The organism is Mesorhizobium sp. M7A.F.Ca.US.007.01.2.1 (assembly GCF_003998165.1).
GTDB lineage: Bacteria > Pseudomonadota > Alphaproteobacteria > Rhizobiales > Rhizobiaceae > Mesorhizobium > Mesorhizobium ciceri.
The window spans coordinates 23,020-41,616 of the sequence record NZ_RZQP01000020.1 but is presented as its reverse complement, the minus strand read 5'-3'; the positions used below and the strand labels follow the sequence as shown (position 1 = coordinate 41,616).

Annotated in this window: 17 protein-coding genes; 10 read left to right on the top strand and 7 right to left on the bottom strand. The window is 62.8% G+C overall.

Annotated features, from left to right (window positions below; genetic code table 11):
• The first annotated feature begins 33 nt into the window (after nucleotides 1-33).
• From EN949_RS06270 to hflX, 5 genes are all read left to right on the top strand, one after another.
• Nucleotides 34-2,319: a PAS domain-containing sensor histidine kinase gene (locus tag EN949_RS06270; RefSeq protein ID WP_024505196.1), complete on the top strand. Its 2,286-nt coding sequence runs from the start codon at nucleotides 34-36 to the stop codon at nucleotides 2,317-2,319.
• Entirely contained in the window at nucleotides 2,309-3,670 is a 1,362-nt protein-coding gene (locus EN949_RS06265; protein WP_013531496.1) for a sigma-54 dependent transcriptional regulator, read from the top strand. Before EN949_RS06270 ends, EN949_RS06265 begins: the two co-directional genes overlap by 11 nt.
• A gap of 98 nt (nucleotides 3,671-3,768) precedes the next feature.
• A complete protein-coding gene (locus tag EN949_RS06260; RefSeq protein ID WP_027163475.1) occupies nucleotides 3,769-4,632 on the top strand; it encodes a D-amino-acid transaminase in 864 nt (287 codons plus the stop codon).
• A gap of 145 nt (nucleotides 4,633-4,777) precedes the next feature.
• Entirely contained in the window at nucleotides 4,778-5,023 is a 246-nt protein-coding gene (gene hfq, locus EN949_RS06255; protein WP_006202172.1) for an RNA chaperone Hfq, read from the top strand.
• The gene (gene hflX, locus EN949_RS06250; protein ID WP_063168044.1) at nucleotides 5,024-6,415 is read left to right on the top strand and encodes a GTPase HflX; all 1,392 of its coding nucleotides are present in this window, start codon (nucleotides 5,024-5,026) and stop codon (nucleotides 6,413-6,415) included. It begins immediately after the preceding gene.
• A gap of 62 nt (nucleotides 6,416-6,477) precedes the next feature.
• Here the strand turns inward: hflX and mazG are convergent, their stop codons facing one another.
• The 7 genes from mazG to cyoA all read right to left on the bottom strand — a co-directional run bounded on the left by mazG (nucleotide 6,478) and on the right by cyoA (nucleotide 13,823).
• Nucleotides 6,478-7,302 (bottom strand): nucleoside triphosphate pyrophosphohydrolase, encoded by an 825-nt coding sequence (mazG, locus tag EN949_RS06245; protein ID WP_013531500.1) that lies wholly within the window; start codon nucleotides 7,300-7,302, stop codon nucleotides 6,478-6,480.
• Nucleotides 7,303-7,382: 80 nt separating this feature from the next.
• A complete protein-coding gene (locus tag EN949_RS06240) occupies nucleotides 7,383-8,567 on the bottom strand; it encodes an amino acid aminotransferase (protein WP_127371159.1) in 1,185 nt (394 codons plus the stop codon).
• 245 nt (nucleotides 8,568-8,812) lie between these two features.
• On the bottom strand, nucleotides 8,813-9,520 hold the full coding sequence (locus EN949_RS06235; RefSeq protein ID WP_127365787.1) for an SURF1 family protein: 708 nt from the start codon (nucleotides 9,518-9,520) through the stop codon (nucleotides 8,813-8,815).
• Nucleotides 9,521-9,616: 96 nt separating this feature from the next.
• Nucleotides 9,617-9,997 carry a cytochrome o ubiquinol oxidase subunit IV gene (gene cyoD, locus EN949_RS06230; protein ID WP_013531503.1) on the bottom strand — a complete coding sequence of 127 codons (381 nt, stop codon included), beginning with the start codon at nucleotides 9,995-9,997 and terminating at the stop codon, nucleotides 9,617-9,619.
• Entirely contained in the window at nucleotides 9,994-10,620 is a 627-nt protein-coding gene (gene cyoC / locus EN949_RS06225) for a cytochrome o ubiquinol oxidase subunit III (RefSeq protein WP_013531504.1), read from the bottom strand. Before cyoC ends, cyoD begins: the two co-directional genes overlap by 4 nt.
• A 5-nt stretch (nucleotides 10,621-10,625) precedes the next feature.
• Nucleotides 10,626-12,638 (bottom strand): cytochrome o ubiquinol oxidase subunit I, encoded by a 2,013-nt coding sequence (gene cyoB, locus EN949_RS06220; RefSeq protein WP_063168040.1) that lies wholly within the window; start codon nucleotides 12,636-12,638, stop codon nucleotides 10,626-10,628.
• Between the two features lie 15 nt (nucleotides 12,639-12,653).
• The gene (gene cyoA / locus EN949_RS06215; RefSeq protein WP_013531506.1) at nucleotides 12,654-13,823 is read right to left on the bottom strand and encodes a ubiquinol oxidase subunit II; all 1,170 of its coding nucleotides are present in this window, start codon (nucleotides 13,821-13,823) and stop codon (nucleotides 12,654-12,656) included.
• 166 nt (nucleotides 13,824-13,989) lie between these two features.
• Here cyoA and EN949_RS06210 point away from each other — a divergent pair, with 166 nt between their 5' ends.
• The 5 genes from EN949_RS06210 (at nucleotide 13,990) to EN949_RS06190 (ending at nucleotide 18,588) form a co-directional block, all read left to right on the top strand.
• Nucleotides 13,990-15,303, top strand: coding sequence for an MFS transporter (locus EN949_RS06210; protein ID WP_024505203.1), 1,314 nt, complete (start codon nucleotides 13,990-13,992; stop codon nucleotides 15,301-15,303).
• The gene (locus EN949_RS06205; RefSeq protein ID WP_024505204.1) at nucleotides 15,300-16,622 is read left to right on the top strand and encodes an ATP-binding protein; all 1,323 of its coding nucleotides are present in this window, start codon (nucleotides 15,300-15,302) and stop codon (nucleotides 16,620-16,622) included. Before EN949_RS06210 ends, EN949_RS06205 begins: the two co-directional genes overlap by 4 nt.
• Nucleotides 16,612-17,145: a response regulator transcription factor gene (locus tag EN949_RS06200; protein WP_024505205.1), complete on the top strand. Its 534-nt coding sequence runs from the start codon at nucleotides 16,612-16,614 to the stop codon at nucleotides 17,143-17,145. Before EN949_RS06205 ends, EN949_RS06200 begins: the two co-directional genes overlap by 11 nt.
• A 157-nt stretch (nucleotides 17,146-17,302) precedes the next feature.
• Nucleotides 17,303-17,818 (top strand): sigma-70 family RNA polymerase sigma factor, encoded by a 516-nt coding sequence (locus EN949_RS06195; protein ID WP_174299063.1) that lies wholly within the window; start codon nucleotides 17,303-17,305, stop codon nucleotides 17,816-17,818.
• Complete coding sequence (locus EN949_RS06190; protein WP_013531511.1) at nucleotides 17,815-18,588, top strand: anti-sigma factor; 774 nt, start codon at nucleotides 17,815-17,817, stop codon at nucleotides 18,586-18,588. Before EN949_RS06195 ends, EN949_RS06190 begins: the two co-directional genes overlap by 4 nt.
• Nucleotides 18,589-18,597: the final 9 nt, after the last annotated feature.

Genomic DNA, 18,597 nt, shown 5'->3' with positions numbered 1-18,597 from the left:
ACATCCGACGCAATCATGGCACTAGACGGCGACATGGCCCCGCAGGCACCGACAACAAACCAACCGCTTTTCAGCGAACCCGGCGCTCGTGACGGGCGCCGGCTGCTTGCGCTGCCAGGCGTGATCGCGGTCGTCGGCGCGCTGATGACGGCGGCGATCTCGTTCACCATCCTCGTTGGCGCCACGCCGATCACACCGAACGAGTCGACGACGCTGGCGTTGATTGCCCTCAACGCGGCTTTCGTCCTGATTCTTATCGCGCTGGTCGGGCGTGAGGTGCACCGCATCCTGATGGCGCGCCGGCATGGCAAGGCCGCTTCGCGGCTGCATGTGCGCATTGTCGCCATGTTCGCCCTGGTTGCCGCCATTCCGGCCATCATGGTGGCCATCATCGCGTCGATCACGCTCGACATCGGCCTCGACCGCTGGTTCGAGATCCGCACCAAGACGATCGTCAATTCGTCGCTGTCGATCGCCGACGCCTATGTTCAGGAAAATGCCCGCAACCTGCAGGGTACGACACTGTCCATGGCCTATGATCTCGATGCGTCACGCACACTCTACGGCCTTGATCGTACCGGCTTTCTCGACCTGATGAACAAGGAAGCCGTGGGCCGTTCGCTGGCTCATGCGGCGCTGATCAAACCTGACGGCTCTTTCGTCATGAGCGCCAAGACCGACACGGATTTTGCCATGCCTGAGCCGCCGGAAGGCGCCGTGGCCAGCGCTGCCGACGGCAAGCCGGTGCTGATCGAGCCGAAAACGCGCAACATCATGGGCGCCATCGTCAAGCTGCGCGAGATCGAAGGGCTCTATCTCTATACCATTCGCCTCGTCGATCCGGAGGTCATCAAGGCGCGGCAGATCGTCAGGTCCAACACCGACGAATATCGGGGGCTGGAAGACAACCGCCGCACCTCGCAGGTGGCCTTCGCGCTGCCCTATCTTTCGCTCACCCTCATCATCATCCTGTCCGCGATCTGGACCGGCATTGCGGTCGCCGACCGTCTGGTGCGGCCCATTCGCCAGCTCATCGGCGCCGCCGACGAAGTGGCGACCGGCAATCTCGACGTCGCGGTTCCGGTCAGGCCCTCGGACGGCGATGTCGCCTCGCTCGGCGATACGTTCAACAAAATGCTTCTCGAACTGAAATCGCAGCGCAACGAGATCCTGTCGGCCAAGGACCTGATCGACGAGAGGCGACGCTTCTCCGAAGCCGTGCTTGCCGGCGTTACCGCCGGCGTCATCGGCGTCGATCCCTACGGCATCGTCACCATCGTCAACCGCTCGGCCGAAGCGATGCTGGCCATATCCGCCAGCGCAGCCCTTGGGCAGAACCTTTCCGCCGTGCTGCCGCATGTCGGCCGCGTCTTCGAAATCGGCCGCAAGTCCGGCAAACCCGTCTATCGCGAGCAGGTGACCTTCTACCGCGCCGGCGCCGAGCGGACCTTCAACGTTCAGATCACCATCGAGGCCGGCGATGACGGCTCGGAGGAAAAGTCCTATGTCGTGACGGTTGACGACATCACCGACCTGGTCCAGGCGCAGCGCTCGTCGGCTTGGGCGGATGTGGCGCGGCGTATCGCCCACGAGATCAAGAACCCGCTGACGCCGATCCAGCTCTCGGCCGAACGCATCAAGCGCCGCTATGGCAAGGTGATTACCGAGGACCGCGAGGTTTTCGACCAGTGCACCGACACCATCATTCGTCAGGTCGAGGATATCGGCCGTATGGTCGACGAATTCTCGGCGTTCGCGCGCATGCCGAAGCCCGAGATGAAGGCCATAGATCTGCGCGAATCGCTGCGCGAGGCCTCGTTCCTGGTCGAGGTCAGCCGCGCCGACATCACCTTCGAGCGGATCTTCGGCAGCGAGCCGCTGAAGGGCACGTTCGACAGCCGGCTGATGGCGCAGGCTTTCGGCAATGTGATCAAGAACGCCGCCGAGGCAATCGACGGATTGGAACAGAAGGATGGTTCGCACGGCATAATCCGGATTCAGGCCGGGCGCCAGAATGGTGTGATTCGAATCGACGTCATCGACAATGGCAAAGGCCTGCCGCGCGAGAATCGCCAACGGCTGCTCGAGCCCTACATGACCACACGCGAGAAGGGCACCGGACTTGGCCTCGCTATCGTCAAGAAGATCGTGGAGGACCATGGTGGCAGGCTGGAACTACACGATGCTCCTGCGGACTTCCACGATGGGCGCGGCGCGATGATCAGCATCATCCTGCCGCCTGCGGCCGCAACGGCTCCGCGCGGCGAAAGCAGGGCGGAAAACGAAAGAGAAACTGAAAAGGTCGGTAATGGCGTCTGATATTCTCATCGTCGATGACGAGGAAGACATCCGTGAACTCGTCGCGGGCATACTGAGCGACGAAGGTCACGAAACCCGCACGGCATTCGATGCCGACAGCGCGCTCGCTGCTATAGCTGATCGCGCGCCGCGGCTGATTTTCCTCGACATCTGGCTGCAGGGCTCGCGTCTCGACGGGCTGGCGCTGCTCGACGAGATCAAGACGATGCATCCGACCTTGCCGGTGGTGATGATTTCCGGCCACGGCAACATCGAAACGGCGGTCTCCGCCATCCGTCGCGGCGCCTATGACTTCATCGAAAAACCGTTCAAGGCCGACAGGCTGATCCTTATTGCCGAACGTGCGCTCGAGACCTCGAAATTGCGGCGCGAGGTTTCCGACCTCAAGCTGCGCAGCGGTGAAACCTTCGATCTGATCGGCATGTCGTCGGCGATGAGCCAGTTGCGTCAGACCATCGAACGCGTCGCGCCGACCAACAGCCGCGTGATGATCATCGGCCCGTCTGGCTCGGGCAAGGAACTGGCCGCGCGCGCCATCCACACGCTGTCGGCGCGCAAGGGCGCGCCTTTCGTGACGCTGAGCGCCGCCAACATCACGCCCGAGCGTATGGAGATCGAACTGTTCGGCACCGAATCGAATGGCGTCGAGCGCAAGGTCGGCGCGCTCGAGGAGGCCCATCGCGGCATCCTCTACATCGACGAGGTGGCCGACATGCCGCGCGAGACGCAGAACAAGATCCTGCGCGTGCTGGTCGAGCAGCAGTTCGAGCGGGTAGGGGGAACCAAGCGGGTCAAGGTCGATGTCCGCATCATCTCTTCCACGTCGCAGAACCTCGAAGCGATGATCGCCGACGGGCGTTTCCGCGAGGATCTTTACCATCGCCTCGCGGTGGTTCCGGTCATCGTGCCGGGATTGGCCGAGCGGCGCGAGGATATTCCCTACCTCGTCGACAATTTCATGAAGCAGATCGCCCGCCAGGCCGGCATCAAGCCGCGCCGCATCGGCGACGACGCGCTGGCCGTGCTGCAGGCGCACAACTGGCCGGGCAACGTTCGCCAGCTGCGCAATAATGTCGAGCGCCTGATGATCCTGGCGCGCGGCGACGACGTCGATGCGCCGATCACCGCTGATCTGTTGCCGGCCGAGATCGGCGATGTCATGCCGCGCACCCCGAATCAATCCGACCAACACATCATGGCGCTGCCGCTCCGCGAAGCGCGTGAGCAGTTCGAGAAGGATTACCTGATCGCCCAGATCAACCGGTTCGGCGGCAACATCTCGAAAACCGCCGAGTTCATCGGCATGGAGCGCTCCGCTCTGCATCGCAAGCTGAAGTCCCTGGGCGTCTAAGCGCGACGTCCGACCAGCCGCGCGTGGTCCAACCATTTGCCGGTTACGCCCGCGGTGGAATCGCATAAGAAAGCCCGAGAATTTCTGAGGGGTCGCCAATGCCGCGCATTGCCTATGTCAACGGGCGCTATGTCACGCACGCCGACGCTGCCGTGCATATCGAGGATCGCGGCTATCAGTTTGCCGACGGTGTCTATGAGGTCTGCGAAGTGGCGCGTGGCTTCATCGTCGACATGCCGCGCCACCTGGCCCGGCTGAACCGTTCGCTGACCGAATTGTCGATCGCCTGGCCGGTCACCTCTCACGTGCTGCCGCTCATTCTGCGTGAGGTGGTCAATCGCAACCACGTCGCCAATGGCCTGGTCTACGTGCAGGTGACGCGCGGCGTGGCCAGCCGCGACTTCGTCTTCCCTTCCGCCGACACCAAGCCTTCGCTGGTGGTAACCGCCAGGAAGGCCGATCCTGCCGCTGGTGCAAAGCGAGCCGAGACAGGCATCGCCGTCATCACCGTGCCGGAGAACCGCTGGGACAGGGTCGACATCAAGACTGTCGGGCTGCTGCCCAATGTCTTGGCCAAGCAGAAGGCAAAGGAAGCCGGTGCGCAGGAAGCCTGGTTCGTCGACACCGAAGGTAACGTCAAGGAAGGCGGCTCGTCCAACGCCTGGATCGTCACCAGGGACGGCGTTCTGGTCACCAGGCCGGCCGAGCATGGCATCCTGCGCGGCATCACCCGCACGACCATGTTCGAAGTGGCGGCCAAGCTTGGCCTGAAGATCGAGGAGCGCGGCTTTTCCGTCGCCGAGGCCAAGACGGCACGCGAGGCGTTCATCAGTTCCGCAACGACGATCGCCATGCCGGTGGTGACCATCGATGGCGACACGGTCGCCAATGGGCACCCCGGCTCAATAACACTTTCGTTGCGGCAAGCCTTTTTTGACATTGCGGAAAAAAGTCCAGCCTGATAACCGCACAGGTGGAATGAACATCAATATATCTCGTTCTGCTTGTCGTTACTGACGACAAGACGGTGTTTGCGAGCTTGACATGCGCCCGTTAATTTGGCGCATTGGCTTGCAAACCGAAGGGGATCGGCGAAAGACAAGAACAATGGCGGAACGATCGCAAAACCTTCAGGACCTGTTCCTGAATTCAGTTCGCAAGAGCAAGAACCCGCTCACCATCTTCCTCATCAACGGCGTGAAGCTGACCGGCGTGGTCACTTCGTTCGACAATTTCTGTGTCCTGCTGCGCCGCGATGGTCACTCCCAGCTCGTCTACAAGCACGCCATTTCCACGATCATGCCGAGCCAGCCGGTTCAGATGTTCGATGGCGAGGAAAGCCAGGGCGCCTGATTGGCACGTGAGAAAGACGCGGACGCCACCGTTCGCGGGAAACCAGCGCATCACCCCAGGACTGAGGCCAAGGGCCCGACCCGGGCCGTGGTCATTGTGCCCGTCCTTACCCGCCACCAGCGCAACGACGACGAGACCAACCGCCCGCGGCTGATGCGTTCGGCTGATGCGCGTCACGACGAGGCCGTTGGCCTTGCCCGCGCCATCAACCTTGATCTGATTCACACCGCGGTGGTGACCGTCAACGATCCGCGCCCGGCGACGCTGCTCGGCAGCGGCAAGGTCGCCGAGTTCGCGGAAATCGTCAAAGAGGGACATGCGGAAGTGGTCGTCGTCGACCATCCGCTGACCCCTGTGCAGCAACGCAATCTCGAGAAAGAGCTGAACGCCAAGGTGCTGGACCGCACCGGGCTGATCCTCGAGATATTCGGCGAGCGTGCACGCACCAAGGAAGGCACGCTGCAGGTCGAGCTCGCCCATCTCAACTACCAGAAGGGCCGCCTCGTGCGTAGCTGGACCCATCTGGAGCGTCAGCGCGGCGGCGCCGGATTCCTTGGGGGCCCCGGCGAAACACAGATCGAATCCGACCGGCGGCAGTTGCAGGAAAAGATCATCAAGCTGAAGCAGGAGCTGGAAACGGTGCGGCGCACGCGCGACCTGCACCGCGCCAAGCGCAGGAAGGTGCCGTTCCCGGTGGTGGCGATCGTCGGCTACACCAATGCCGGCAAGTCGACGCTGTTCAACCGGCTGACCGGGGCGGATGTGCTGGCACAGGACATGCTGTTCGCCACGCTCGACCCGACGCTGCGCCGCGTGCGCCTGCCACATGGCACGCCGATCATCCTCTCCGACACGGTCGGCTTCATTTCGGACCTGCCGACACATCTGATCGCGGCTTTCCGCGCCACCCTGGAAGAGGTGGTCGAGGCCGACCTCGTGCTTCATCTGCGCGACATTTCCGATCCGGACACGGCCGCCCAGGCCGAGGATGTCGAGCGTATCCTTGCAGATCTTGGCGTTGACGCTGGTGATGCCAAGCGGGTGATCGAAGTGTGGAACAAGATCGACCGGCTCGACGAAGGCAACCGGACCCGGCTGCTTGCAGACGGCGCCGATGCCAACAAGGCGCCGCCGATTGCGGTGTCGGCGGTGACCGGCGAGGGCATCGATGCGCTGAAGGCGATCATCGAAACGCGGATGGCGGGCGAACTCGAAGACCTCACCGTGACGATCGAGCCGGCACAGTTCGGCCTTGTCGACTGGCTTTACCGCAATGGCGATGTGGTTTCGCGAAGCGACAATGACGACGGCAGCGCCACCATCTCGCTGAAGGCCACGCAAAGCGCGCGCGAAGAGATCGAAAACAGATTGCGTCGTAAAAACAACGGATAATCCGGAGCAGTTCCAGGAAAAGTGTATAGCGGTTTCCGTCGGGAGTTGCCCGAAAAGAGAGACTACTTCGCGGTCTTTGCTTCCTGCCAGAGCGCTTCCATCTCGGCCAGATCAGCCTTGTCCAGCGTGTTGCCGGCTTTCTCCAAAGCCTGCTCGACATAATGGAAACGTGAGCGGAATTTCTCGTTGGTGCCGCTCAGCGCTGCTTCCGAATCGAGCTTGAGGTGGCGACCGAGATTGACGACGGCAAACAGCATGTCGCCGAACTCGTCCTTGATCGAGGCGGTGTCGCCCTTGGCCAGCGCCTCGCGCAATTCGCCGATCTCTTCCTCGATCTTGTCGAGGATGGGTGCTGCCTCGCTCCAGTCGAAGCCGACGCGGGCGGCCTTCTCCTGAAGTTTCAGCGCCCGGGTCAGCGCGGGCAGGGCGACCGGCACGCTATCCAGAAACCCCTTGCCATTGTCTTCGGGATCGAGACCGCGCGCGAGGCGGGCGCTTCGTTTCTCTGCCTTCTCTTCTGCCTTGATCTTTTCCCACATGCCCTTGGCCATGCCGGCGCTGCGGGCCTTTTCGTCGCCGAAGACATGCGGATGGCGTCGGATCATTTTCGTCGTGATGGCTTGCACCACATCGGGGAAGGCAAACTCGCCGGCCTCCTCGGCCATTTGCGCGTGGTAGACGACCTGCAGCAGCAGATCGCCGAGTTCGTCGCGCAGATCGTCGAGGTCGCCGCGCGCGATGGCATCCGCGACCTCATAGGCCTCTTCGATCGTGTAGGGCGCGATGGTCGAGAAATCCTGTTCGATATCCCAGGGACAGCCGGTCTTCGGCGCCCGCAGCGCCGCCATGATCTCGATCAGGCGCGAAATGTCTTTCGATGGCGTCATAGGGCTGATGCTATCGCGCGGCCGGCCGCGCGGCCAACGCTGTCAGCCGGCGAGAGTGCCTTGTCCACAGGCGAGCCACGTCAGTCGAGCACCGAGACGATCGCTTTGGCGAGGTCGTCCATGCCGTCCTCGGGCAGGCCGGCGACATTGATGCGGCTGTCGCCGACCATGTAGACGCCGTGCTCGGCGCGCAGCCGTTCGACTTGCGCTTCGGTGAGGCCAAGGCGGGAGAACATGCCGCGATGGCTGGCGACGAAATCGAAGCGGTCGGAATTGGATTGCCGGCGCAGGGCTTCGGAGAACTGGACACGGAGTCTCAGCATGCGCAGCCGCATCTCTTCAAGTTCGGCTTCCCAGTCTGCACGCAAGGCGGCGTCCTCCAGCACGATGCGTACGGCTGCTGCCCCGTGGTCCGGCGGCATCGAATACATGGCGCGCGCCGCCGACAGCATCTGGCTCATCGCCACATCTGCCTGTGCGCCGTCCTTGGCCAGGATCATTGCTGCGCCGACGCGGTCGCGGTAGACGGCGAAATTCTTCGAGCAGCTCGACGCGACGACCATTTCCGGAACTTTCGCCGCCAGCAGGCGCAAGCCGAGGGCGTCGGCCTCAAGGCCATCGCCAAAGCCCTGATAAGCGATGTCGACGAACGGCAGCAGCGCGCGCTCGACGACCAGATCGGTAACGGCTGCCCACTGTGCGGCATCCAGATTGGCGCCGGTTGGGTTGTGGCAGCAGCCATGCAGCAGCACGACGTCGCCGCTCTTTGCGGTCCGCAGGGCCGCCAGCATGTCGTCGAAGCGAACAGCACCCGACGCGGCGTCGAAATACGGGTATTCACGGATCTGCAGGCCGGCGGCGCGCATCACCGGCATGTGGTTCGGCCAGGTCGGGTCCGACAGCCAGATGGTTGCGTCCGAACGCGTCCGCTTCAGCAATTCCGCCACCAGCCGCAGCGCGCCCGAGCCGCCGGGCGCCTGTGCGGCGCGGATGCGCGTCATGTCGGCGCCCGGACCGAAGGCGAGCTTGGCCATCACCGTGTTGAAGCCGGTATCGCCGGCAAGGCCGAGATAGGTCTTGGTGTCCTGGGCCTGCAGCAGGCGCTTTTCCGCCTCGCGCACGGCGCGCATAACCGGCGTCTTGCCGTCGCGATCCTTGTAGACGCCGACGCCGAGGTCGACTTTGTCGGGGCGCGGGTCGGCGCGATAAAGGCCGATCAGAGCGAGGATCTTGTCGGCGGGGGCGGACTGCAGGGTCTCAAACATCGATAGGGCTCCAATGGCGGCGGAGTGATACGCAAATCGGTCGCGTTTCGCCAGCGGTTTTAGCTAGGTGCTCCAGCCCGAGACGGCTGGGAAGCCTGCCCTGCGCGCTCATGGATGAGGGTTTGAAGGGAAACCTATTGATGCGCGTCGGAAATGACCAGCCGGCACGAGCAGAGCGATAACGCCATCCTCCGCGCCGGCATGAGCGCTTCCGTGCGTAATTTCGGCCTTGCCTCGGCCAGCGGTCAGCCCCCGCCGGGCCTGTCTTTCACAGCCTGCCGCAACAGACAGGCGACCGCGCCCAGCACCATCAAGGCCAGCCCGAACCATGTCAGGGCATAGACCAGATGGTTATTGTGGAACGAAACGACCGCCAGGCCGCCGACCGGCCACCCTCCCGGATTGGGCGTGGCATCGGGATCGATGAAATAAGGAGCGACCTGCCCGACGCCTTGCTTGGCGGCGATCGCCTGTACATCGCGCGAATACCAGCGGTTGGCAGCCGGATCGTTGGTGCGCAGGAAGCCGCCTTTCGGTTCGCTGATGCGCAACAGGCCGTGAATTCCGGTATGATCGCCCGAGGGCTTGCCTGCGAGGCGGGTTGCCGGATCGCGCTTGTCCGTTGGCACGAAGCCCCTGTTCACCAGAATCGTGAAGCCATCATCCGCTCGGAACGGCGCCATTACCCAGAAGCCACCGCCGAGATCGGTGACCGCCTGGACCAGGGTCTCGCGATCACCGAGAAACCGGCCCGTGACGACGAGGCGGCGATACTCGTCATCCCTGGCGTTGATCGCTGGCCAGGCCGAAGGCGCCGGGGCGGCCACGGGTACTGCCTTGAGACGCTGGTCGACACGCTCGATCAGGTCGAGCTTCCAGACGCGGCGCTCCAGCTGCCAGATACCGAGCGCCGAGAACCCTGCGATGCCGATGGCTCCGCAAAGGCAAAGCATCAAGAGCGTCCATCTCGAACGCGTAACCCTTTGGCCGTCGCCTGTAGTCGGATGCGGTGTCGTCCGCGCCTGTTCGTCCAAAGCCAGGTCCCTCTCTCAGGGTATCTGACTCATGTCATGGCCGGGCATCATGTTGACGTTCAGATGGTACATGACCCAGAGCGAGCCCGTCAGCGCGATCATCACCAGGATGAGGGTGAAGATCAGCGCCATCATGGTCCAGCCGCTCTCCGACCTGGTGTTCATATGCAGGAAGAACACCATGTGGACGATGATTTGCACGACGGCGAAGGCCATGATGGCAATCGCCGACGCCATCTGATTGCCGAGCGCGTTGGTCATGACCAGCCAGAAGGGAACGGCGGTCAGCACGACGGACAGGCCGAAGCCTGTCAGATAGCCGGCCAGCGAGCCGTGATTGACGCCGTGATGCGCGTGGCTGTGGTTGCTGGTGTCTGTTTGGTGCCCGGCGCTCATCGCAACATTCCCATCAGATAAACGAAGGTGAAGACGCCGATCCAGATGACGTCGAGGAAGTGCCAGAACATGCTCAGGCACATCAGGCGCCGCTGGTTCGCGGCGATCAGCCCATGCCTGGAGACCTGCACCATCAGCACCACCAGCCAGACCAGGCCGAAGGTGACGTGCAGGCCGTGCGTTCCGACCAGCGTGAAGAACGACGAAAGAAAGCCGCTGCGCTGCGGCGTCGCCCCCTCGTGGATGAAATGGGCGAATTCGTAGAGTTCGATGCCGAGAAAGGCGAGGCCGAACAGGCCGGTGATCACCAGCCACACCTGCATCGGCCTCACTCGTCCTTTCGCCATCTCCAGCATCGCGAAGCCGTAGGTGATGGAGGACAGGAGCAGCATGGTGGTGTTGAGCGCGACCAGCGGAAGATCGAACAGGTCCTTCGGCGCGGGCCCGGCGGCGTAGTTGCCACCGAGCACGCCGTAGACTGCAAACAGCATCGCAAAGATGAGGCAGTCGCTCATCAGGTAGATCCAGAAGCCGAGCATGGTGCTGCTGCCGCTCTCGGCATGGCCGTGGTCGTCTTCCAGGTGGAAGATCGTGTCGTCGATCACGGTGTCGGCGTGTGCCATGGTGCTCATCCCGCCTGGCTGGTGGCTGCGAGCAGGCGTGTCCGCTCGTCCTCGACGCGGGTGACGTCGCTGGACGGAATGTGGAAGTCCCGGTCGTAATTGAAGGTATGCGCGATGGCGTAGCCGATCAGAGCAACGAAGCTCACGATCGCCAGCCACCAGATGTACCAGATGAGCGCCACGGCAAGCACCACGCTCAACCCAGCCAGAATGACGCCGGCTCCGGTGTTGCGCGGCATGTGGATGTCGTGGAAGCCCGTCAACGGACGCTGGTAACCGCGATTCTTCATGTCCGCCCAGGTGTCGAGATCGTGGACGACCGGCGTAAAGGCGAAATTGTAGGCCGGGGGCGGCGACGAGGTTGCCCATTCGAGTGTACGCCCGTCCCACGGATCACCGGTGTCGTCGCGAAGCTGCTCGCGCCGGCGCACGCTGACGAAGATCTGGATGAGGAAGGACAGGATACCAAGGAGGATCAGGAAGGCGCCAAAAGCGGCGATGATGAACCAGATCTGCAGCGAGGGATCCTCGAAGGTGCGTAGCCGGCGCGTTACGCCCATCAGGCCGAGGATGTACAGCGGCATGAAGGCGAACCAGAAGCCGACCACCCAGAACCAGAAGGACATCTTTCCCCAGAACGGATCGAGCCGGAAGCCGAATGCCTTGGGGAACCAGTAGCTGATACCGGCAAACAGGCCGAACAGCACGCCGCCGATGATGACGTTGTGAAAATGCGCGACCAGGAACAGGCTGTTGTGGAGCACGAAGTCGGCCGGCGGAACCGCGAGCAGCACGCCGGTCATGCCGCCGACGGTGAAGGTCAGCATGAAGGCGACTGTCCACATCATCGGCAGTTCGAAGCGGATGCGGCCGCGGTACATGGTGAACAGCCAGTTGAATATCTTGGCGCCTGTCGGGATCGAAATGATCATCGTGGTGATGCCGAAGAACGAGTTGACGCTCGCTCCCGACCCCATGGTGAAAAAGTGATGCAGCCAGACGAGATAGGACAGGATGGTGATGACGATGGTTGCGTAGACCATCGAGGTGTAGCCAAAGAGCCGCTTGCCGCAGAAGGCCGAGGTCACTTCGGAAAATATGCCGAAGGCCGGCAGGATCAGGATGTAGACCTCGGGGTGGCCCCAGATCCAGATCAGGTTCACGTACATCATCGGATTGCCGCCGAAGTCGTTCGTGAAGAAGTTGGTGCCGACATAGCGGTCGAGAGCCAGCAGGGCCAGCACCGCCGTCAGCACCGGGAAGGCGGCGACGATGAGCACATTTGTGCAGAGCGCGGTCCAGGTGAAGATCGGCATTCTCATCATGGTCATGCCAGGCGCGCGCATCTTGACGATGGTGCAGACCAGGTTCACGCCCGACAGCAGCGTGCCGACGCCCGCCACTTGCAGCGCCCAGATATAATAATCGACACCGACATCGGGACTGTAGCCGATACCCGACAGCGGCGGGTAGGCGAGCCAGCCGGTGCGCGCGAATTCGCCGACGAACAGCGACATCATGACGATGACCGCGCCGCCGACCGTCATCCAGAAGCTGAAATTGTTGAGGAACGGAAACGACACGTCGCGCGCGCCGATCTGCAGCGGGACGACGAAATTCATCAGGCCCGTCACCAGCGGCATCGCCACGAAGAAGATCATGATGACGCCGTGCGCGGTGAAGATCTGGTCATAATGATGCGAATTGAGATAGCCTTCCGAACCGCCGAAGGCCATCGCCTGCTGGAGTCGCATCATGATGGCGTCGCTGAAGCCGCGCAGCAGCATGACGATGCCGAGCACCATGTACATCACACCGATGCGCTTGTGGTCGACGCTGGTGAACCATTCGCGCCACAGATAGCCCCAGAGCTTGAAATAGGTCAGCGCGCCGACGAGGGCGATGCCGCCCAGCGCGACGACAATGAAGGTCGCGACCACGATGGGCTCGTGCAGCGGCAGCGACTCGAACGTAAGCCGGCCGAAGATCGCCTTGAGAAGAGCAGGATTGTCGAACATGTCTTGCGTGGCGCCTCAGGAGTTGAAGGGCGACCGAAGCGTGCCGGTTGCGGAAGGTGACGGCAGTCGGATCGACAGGGGCAGTGGCCGTTGCAGACCAGCGCCGACTATCGGCGTCGAGGTCATCGGCGTGGCGGATTGATCAGCCTTCGAAGCGGCCAGTGCTTCTTCGGTCGTGCATATGCTGGCGACATAGGATGGGGCGGGGCCGAATATCGTGCCGCGCCGGGCGAACTTGTCATACAGCAGCGGAAGGGTGTTGCGGATGCCGGCCATTCCCAGACCGCCCTTGGCATCGATCTGCGACATCTCGCTCATGCACATCTTGCCGGGCTCGACGCACATGTTGAGGATCGCCTTGTAGAGATCGCTATCCACCGCCGCATAGTGGCGCACGGGTTGGTTCTCACTGGGCTGTTCGAGCTCAAGATAGCCGTTTCGGTCGAGCTTGCCGCCGCTGTCCTTTGCCTTCGCGATCCATGCCTGGAAACCGGCATCCTCGAGGCCGTGGAACGCGAAGCGCATTCCCGAGAAGCCGGCGCCGCTGTAATTGGCAGAGAACCCTTCATAGTCGCCGGACTTGTTGATGACAGCGTGCAGCCTGGTTTCCATACCCGGCATCGCATAGATCTGGCCGGCCAGTGCTGGAATGTAGAAGGAGTTCATCACCGATGCGGAGGTAATGCGAAAGCTGATCGGCCGGTCGACCGGCGCAGCCAGTTCGTTGACCACGGCGACGCCGTATTCCGGATAGATGAACAGCCATTTCCAGTCGAGCGCGACGACTTCGACCTCAAGCGGGCGCACGTCCGGCGGCAGCGGCTTGCCGGCCGCTACACGTCCGATCGGACGATAGGGGTCGAGCAGATGGGTGCCCATCCAGGTCACCGCGCCCAGGCAGATGATGATCAGAAGCGGCACAGCCCAAATGACGAGTTCGAGATGGGTCGAGTGGTCCCAATCCGGCTCGTAGCGCGCCTCGCGGTTGGACTGGCGGTATCGCCAGGCAAAGAATATGGTGAGAGCCATCACCGGTATGATGACGATCAGCATCAGTGCCGTGGACACCATCAGCAGGTCGCGCTGCTGCTCGGCGACGTCGCCGGCAGGGTTCAGGACGACCATGCTGCAGGAGCCGAGCGATGCCAGCAGGGGCAGCAGGAAAAGGGTACGAAGACGGCTCAATGTATGACCTGTCGGTTGTTCCCCCCAGTGCTAACCGTACCGCGGCGATGAAGGCATTGGACAATTTGTCCAATGCCGCAATGACGCGGCAGGCGTCATCAAAGCATCTGGCCCGCGCACATGGCAAGCGATCGTATGAGACCGCGGCGGGGCGACGGAGAATGCTGTGAGCCCAACTTCGAAGATCGAAGCCGACGCAAGACGGATCAATGCGCGGCATCATGAGGTGAAGCCCGGCGAAATCGCCGTTGGCGTCATCATCGGCAGGACGTCGGAATTCTTCGACTTCTTCGTCTACGCGATCGCTTCCGTCATCGTTTTCCCCAAGCTCGTATTTCCATATGCCGACCCGTTGACCGGCACGCTCTACTCCTTCGCCATCTTCGCGCTTGCCTTCATCGCGCGGCCGATCGGGACGGCGATCTTCACCGCGCTCGACCGCGCCTACGGACGCAGCGCCAAGCTCACCATCGCGCTGTTCCTGCTGGGGACCTCGACCGTGTCGATCGCCTTCGTGCCCGGTTACGACCAGATCGGCCCGGCTTCGGCCTGGCTGCTGGCCATGTTCCGGATCGGTCAGGGACTGGCGCTGGGCGGGACATGGGACGGACTTGCCTCGCTGCTGGCGTTGAATGCCCCCGAAAAGCGTCGCGGCTGGTATGCGATGATCCCGCAGCTGGGCGCGCCACTCGGGCTCATCGTCGCCAGTGCCCTGTTTGCATATTTCGTCGGCAACCTGTCGGCTGAAGACTTCTTCAGCTGGGGTTGGCGCTACCCGTTCTTCGTCGCCTTCGCCATCAACGTCGTCGCCCTGTTCGCGCGGCTGCGCATCGTGGTGACGCCGGAATACACCAAACTGTTCGAAGGCCAGGAACTGGAGCCGACTTCCGTCCGCGAGACGTTGCGCGCCGAAGGGCGCACTGTCGTGCTCGGCGCTTTCGCGCCGCTGGCGAGCTTCGCCCTGTTCCACATGGTGACGGTGTTTCCTCTGTCCTGGATCTTCCTGTTCACGCGCGAGGGACCGGCACGGTTCCTGGTCATCGAGACGATCGGAGCCTTCTTCGGCCTGGCGGCAATCGCGATCTCGGGCGTCGTTGCCGACCGGGTCGGGCGCTGGCCCTTGCTTGGAGGCTCGGCGGTGGCCATTGCCGTGTTCAGCGGTTTCGCGCCACAGCTGCTCGATGGCGGCTTCGTCGGAGAGTCCGTCTTCATGGTGTTGGGCTTCGTCCTGCTCGGCCTGTCGTTCGGCCAGTCTTCGGGAGCACTCGCCTCGAATTTTTCAAAGAACTACCGCTATACAGGTGCTGCGCTGACCTCGGATCTCGCCTGGCTGTTCGGCGCCGGCTTCGCCCCCATTGTCGCCCTGTTCCTGTCCGCCCATTTCGGGCTGATCTCGTCAGGCGCCTATCTGCTGTCGGGAGCGCTATGCACGCTGCTGGCGCTGCGGCTCAACCAGCGCCTGGATCGGACTCCCGCTTGAGTGACCTGCTTGGCCAGGGCTGGGGACCTCCCGGCCCAATGACGCTGCACGACAAGACCAACAAGCAGAATTTTCTGCTTCTGATCCAACTGCGCTGGATCGCGGTCGGCGGTCAGATCGTGACGATCCTGTTCGTCCGCTACGCGCTTGGCATCGGGCTGCCGCTGGTGCCGATGGCAGTGGTGATCCTGCTGCTGATCGCTCTCAACGTCGCCAGCCTGCGCCGGCACAGCAGCCAGGACGCGATCACCAACACCGAGCTGTTTCTTGGACTGCTGCTCGACGTCACCGCGTTGACGGTCCAGCTTTACCTGAGCGGCGGCGCGTCCAATCCCTTCATTTCGCTTTACCTGCTCCAGGTCATCCTGGGCGCGGTACTGCTGGAGACATGGTCGGTCTGGGCGCTTGTCCTCATTGCAAGCACGTGCTTCATCGCGCTGACCACCTTCTACCGTGAGATCAGCCTGCCCGCCGCACACGGTGCCGGGCTGTTCAGCCTGCACATTCAGGGCATGTTCATCTGTTTCGTCCTGGCGGCAACGCTTCTGGTGCTGTTCATCACCAGGGTCCAGAACAACATTCGCACCCGCGACGCTCATCTTGCGGATTTGCGCCAGCAATCGGCGGAGGAGGCTCACATCGTCAGGATGGGCCTGCTCGCCTCTGGCGCCGCGCATGAGCTCGGCACGCCGCTGGCTACGCTTTCCGTCATCCTCAACGACTGGCAGCGCATGCCGGTTCTCGAGGCCGATCCGGATCTGGCGCAGGAAATCCGGGAGATGCAGGGCCAGTTGGACCGTTGCAAGAAGATCGTTTCGGGAATCCTGATGTCGTCGGGCGAATTGCGCGGCGAAGGCACGGTTCGCACCTCCGTCGATGCCTTTCTGGCGGAGCTGGTGGCCGAATGGAAGTCGACACGGCTGCCGCAAGGTTTCGAATACACCAGGCGTTTCGGCGCCAACCAGGAGATCGTCTCCGATCCCGCGCTCAAACAGGTGATGTTCAATGTACTGGACAACGCACTTGAAGCGTCGCCTCTATGGGTCGGTTTGATCGTCAGCCGCCACGCGAACGATCTCATCATCGAAGTTGTCGACGCGGGACGGGGATTTGAAGAAACCATGCTTGCTGAATTCGGCAAGCCCTACACGTCGACCAAGAACCGGCCAGGTAGCGGGCTCGGCCTGTTTCTGGTCGTCAATGTCATCCGCAAGCTGGGGGGTAGCGTCACCGTAAGAAACAGAACCGAAGGGGGAGCTTCGGTTACGTTGCATCTGCCGCTGGCTGCTCTGTCTCCGCGAGGGCACAATGCCGACTAAACGCACGCTGCTGATCGTCGAGGACGACATCGCCTTTGCCAACGCACTGCGCCGGTCTTTCGAACGGCGTGATTACGAAACGCATAGCTGCCGGAGCGTCGACGGCGTGCAGGCGCTGATCGGCACCGTTGCCTTCCAATATGCCGTCGTCGATCTCAAGCTTGCCAGCGGCTCGGGCCTTGAGTGCGTCAGGGCGCTGCACGAACACGATCCTGAAATGCGGATCGTCGTGTTGACCGGCTTTGCCAGCATCGCCACCGCTGTCGAGGCGATCAAGCTCGGCGCCTGCCAGTATCTCGCCAAGCCCGCCAATACAGACGACATTGAAGCGGCTTTCGGCCAGGTCGAGGGCAATGCTTCGGTACCGCTCGCCGAGCGGCCAACCTCGATAAAGAACCTCGAATGGGAGCGCATCCACGAGACGCTGGTGGAGGCCGACTTCAACATTTCCGAGACGGCACGACGGCTGGGCATGCACCGCCGGACGCTGGCGCGGAAGCTGGAGAAGAGGCGTGTGAAGTAGGCACGATCCACCGGGCATGGCACATCGTGGCGATGCCGATGATAAGATTGATGCCGGCATCAATCGTTGCATTCGAACGATGTCCTCCAAAGGAAAAAATTGGCAGGGCAGGGATTAAAATCCCCACATGTTCCGTAAACAGGACATGAAACCGCCGATGCCACGCTTTGACATCATAGGACAGCTCGGTTCGCTGCGCCGCTATGCGCGCTCGCTGACGCGCGACAGCACCGACGCCGAGGACCTTGTCCATGACGCGCTGGTGCGCGCTTATGAGCGGCGCAGCACCTTCCGCTCCGGCGGAAACCTGCGCGCGTGGCTGCTGTCGATCGTCCACAACACCTTCATCGACAGGATGCGGGCCCGCAAGTCCGAGGCGTCGCGCGTCGAACAGGCTGGATACCTGGCCGACGGCAGCACGCCGGCACCACAGGAACATTCGGTGCGCCTGGCGCAGGTGCGCCAGGCTTTTTTCAGCCTGCCGGAAGAACAGCGTTCAGCGCTGCACCTCGTCGCTATCGAAGGCCTCTCCTATCAGCAGGCCGCCGATGCCAGCGGCGTGCCGCTCGGCACGCTGATGTCGCGCATCGGCAGGGCGCGCGCCGCGCTGCGCGAGATGGAGGAGCCGGCGAAGGCAAAAAACCACCTCAGGATCGTTGGAGGCCCTTCATGACCGCAACTGTCGATCCCGTGACGGATATCGACCTCGACGCCTATGTCGACGACCAGATCGACGTCACCCGCCGCATCGAGGTGGAGGCATTCTTGTCCGCTCGCCCGGAGGCGGCGGCGCGCGTGATGTCGGATCTCAGGACCCGCGATGAACTGCGCGTGGCGCTTGCCGGCTCCAAAGGCATGGCACGGCCCGCGACCGCCGATGCCGCGCGGCGGCTGGAGAGGGGGCTTGCCCGCGGCCGCATCTTCGGTGTGCTGCAGCGCGCCGCGGTGGTTGCTGTCTTCGTCGCCGCCGGGTGGCTGGCGAACGGTATCATCGGGCCGATGTCGGTGACCAAGGTCGTCGCCTCGCCGCAGCCGCCCGCCTATGTCGACGACGCAGTGCGGGCCCACAGGACCACGCTGGTGCGCGAGAGCATGCCGTCGCAGCCCGAGGCGCCCAACTACAACGCCGGCGAGATTCGCGCCGCGACCGCCATCGTCATGCCGTCGCTGCCCAAGGATTGGAAGGTCCGCGACGTGCAGATCTATCCGTCCCGCTTTGGTCCGAGCGTCGAGATGGCGGTCGAGACGAAAGACATGGGGCTGGTGTCGCTGTTTGCGATCCGGCCTGGAACCTTCGACGTCGTCAAGCCGACGATCGCGCCCTCGGGCGACATCTCATCGGCCTATTTCCAGATCGGCGATGTGGCTTATGCGGTGGTCGGACGAAGCGAGGTCCACGACCTCGACCGCGCCGCAGAGACGCTCGCCAAGACGCTCTACTGATCGATCCAC

Excerpts from the sequence above, each read along its gene's own strand:
- EN949_RS06270 (WP_024505196.1), top strand. The coding sequence starts at position 34 with ATGGCCCCGCAGGCACCGACAACAAACCAACCGCTTTTCAGCGAACCC.
- EN949_RS06265 (WP_013531496.1), top strand. The coding sequence starts at position 2,309 with ATGGCGTCTGATATTCTCATCGTCGATGACGAGGAAGACATCCGTGAA.
- EN949_RS06260 (WP_027163475.1), top strand. The coding sequence starts at position 3,769 with ATGCCGCGCATTGCCTATGTCAACGGGCGCTATGTCACGCACGCCGAC.
- hfq (WP_006202172.1), top strand. The coding sequence starts at position 4,778 with ATGGCGGAACGATCGCAAAACCTTCAGGACCTGTTCCTGAATTCAGTT.
- mazG (WP_013531500.1), bottom strand. The coding sequence starts at position 7,302 with ATGACGCCATCGAAAGACATTTCGCGCCTGATCGAGATCATGGCGGCG.
- EN949_RS06240 (WP_127371159.1), bottom strand. The coding sequence starts at position 8,567 with ATGTTTGAGACCCTGCAGTCCGCCCCCGCCGACAAGATCCTCGCTCTG.
- EN949_RS06235 (WP_127365787.1), bottom strand. The coding sequence starts at position 9,520 with ATGCTTTGCCTTTGCGGAGCCATCGGCATCGCAGGGTTCTCGGCGCTC.
- cyoD (WP_013531503.1), bottom strand. The coding sequence starts at position 9,997 with ATGAGCGCCGGGCACCAAACAGACACCAGCAACCACAGCCACGCGCAT.
- cyoC (WP_013531504.1), bottom strand. The coding sequence starts at position 10,620 with ATGGCACACGCCGACACCGTGATCGACGACACGATCTTCCACCTGGAA.
- cyoB (WP_063168040.1), bottom strand. The coding sequence starts at position 12,638 with ATGTTCGACAATCCTGCTCTTCTCAAGGCGATCTTCGGCCGGCTTACG.
- EN949_RS06200 (WP_024505205.1), top strand. The coding sequence starts at position 16,612 with ATGCCGACTAAACGCACGCTGCTGATCGTCGAGGACGACATCGCCTTT.
- EN949_RS06195 (WP_174299063.1), top strand. The coding sequence starts at position 17,303 with ATGCCACGCTTTGACATCATAGGACAGCTCGGTTCGCTGCGCCGCTAT.
- EN949_RS06190 (WP_013531511.1), top strand. The coding sequence starts at position 17,815 with ATGACCGCAACTGTCGATCCCGTGACGGATATCGACCTCGACGCCTAT.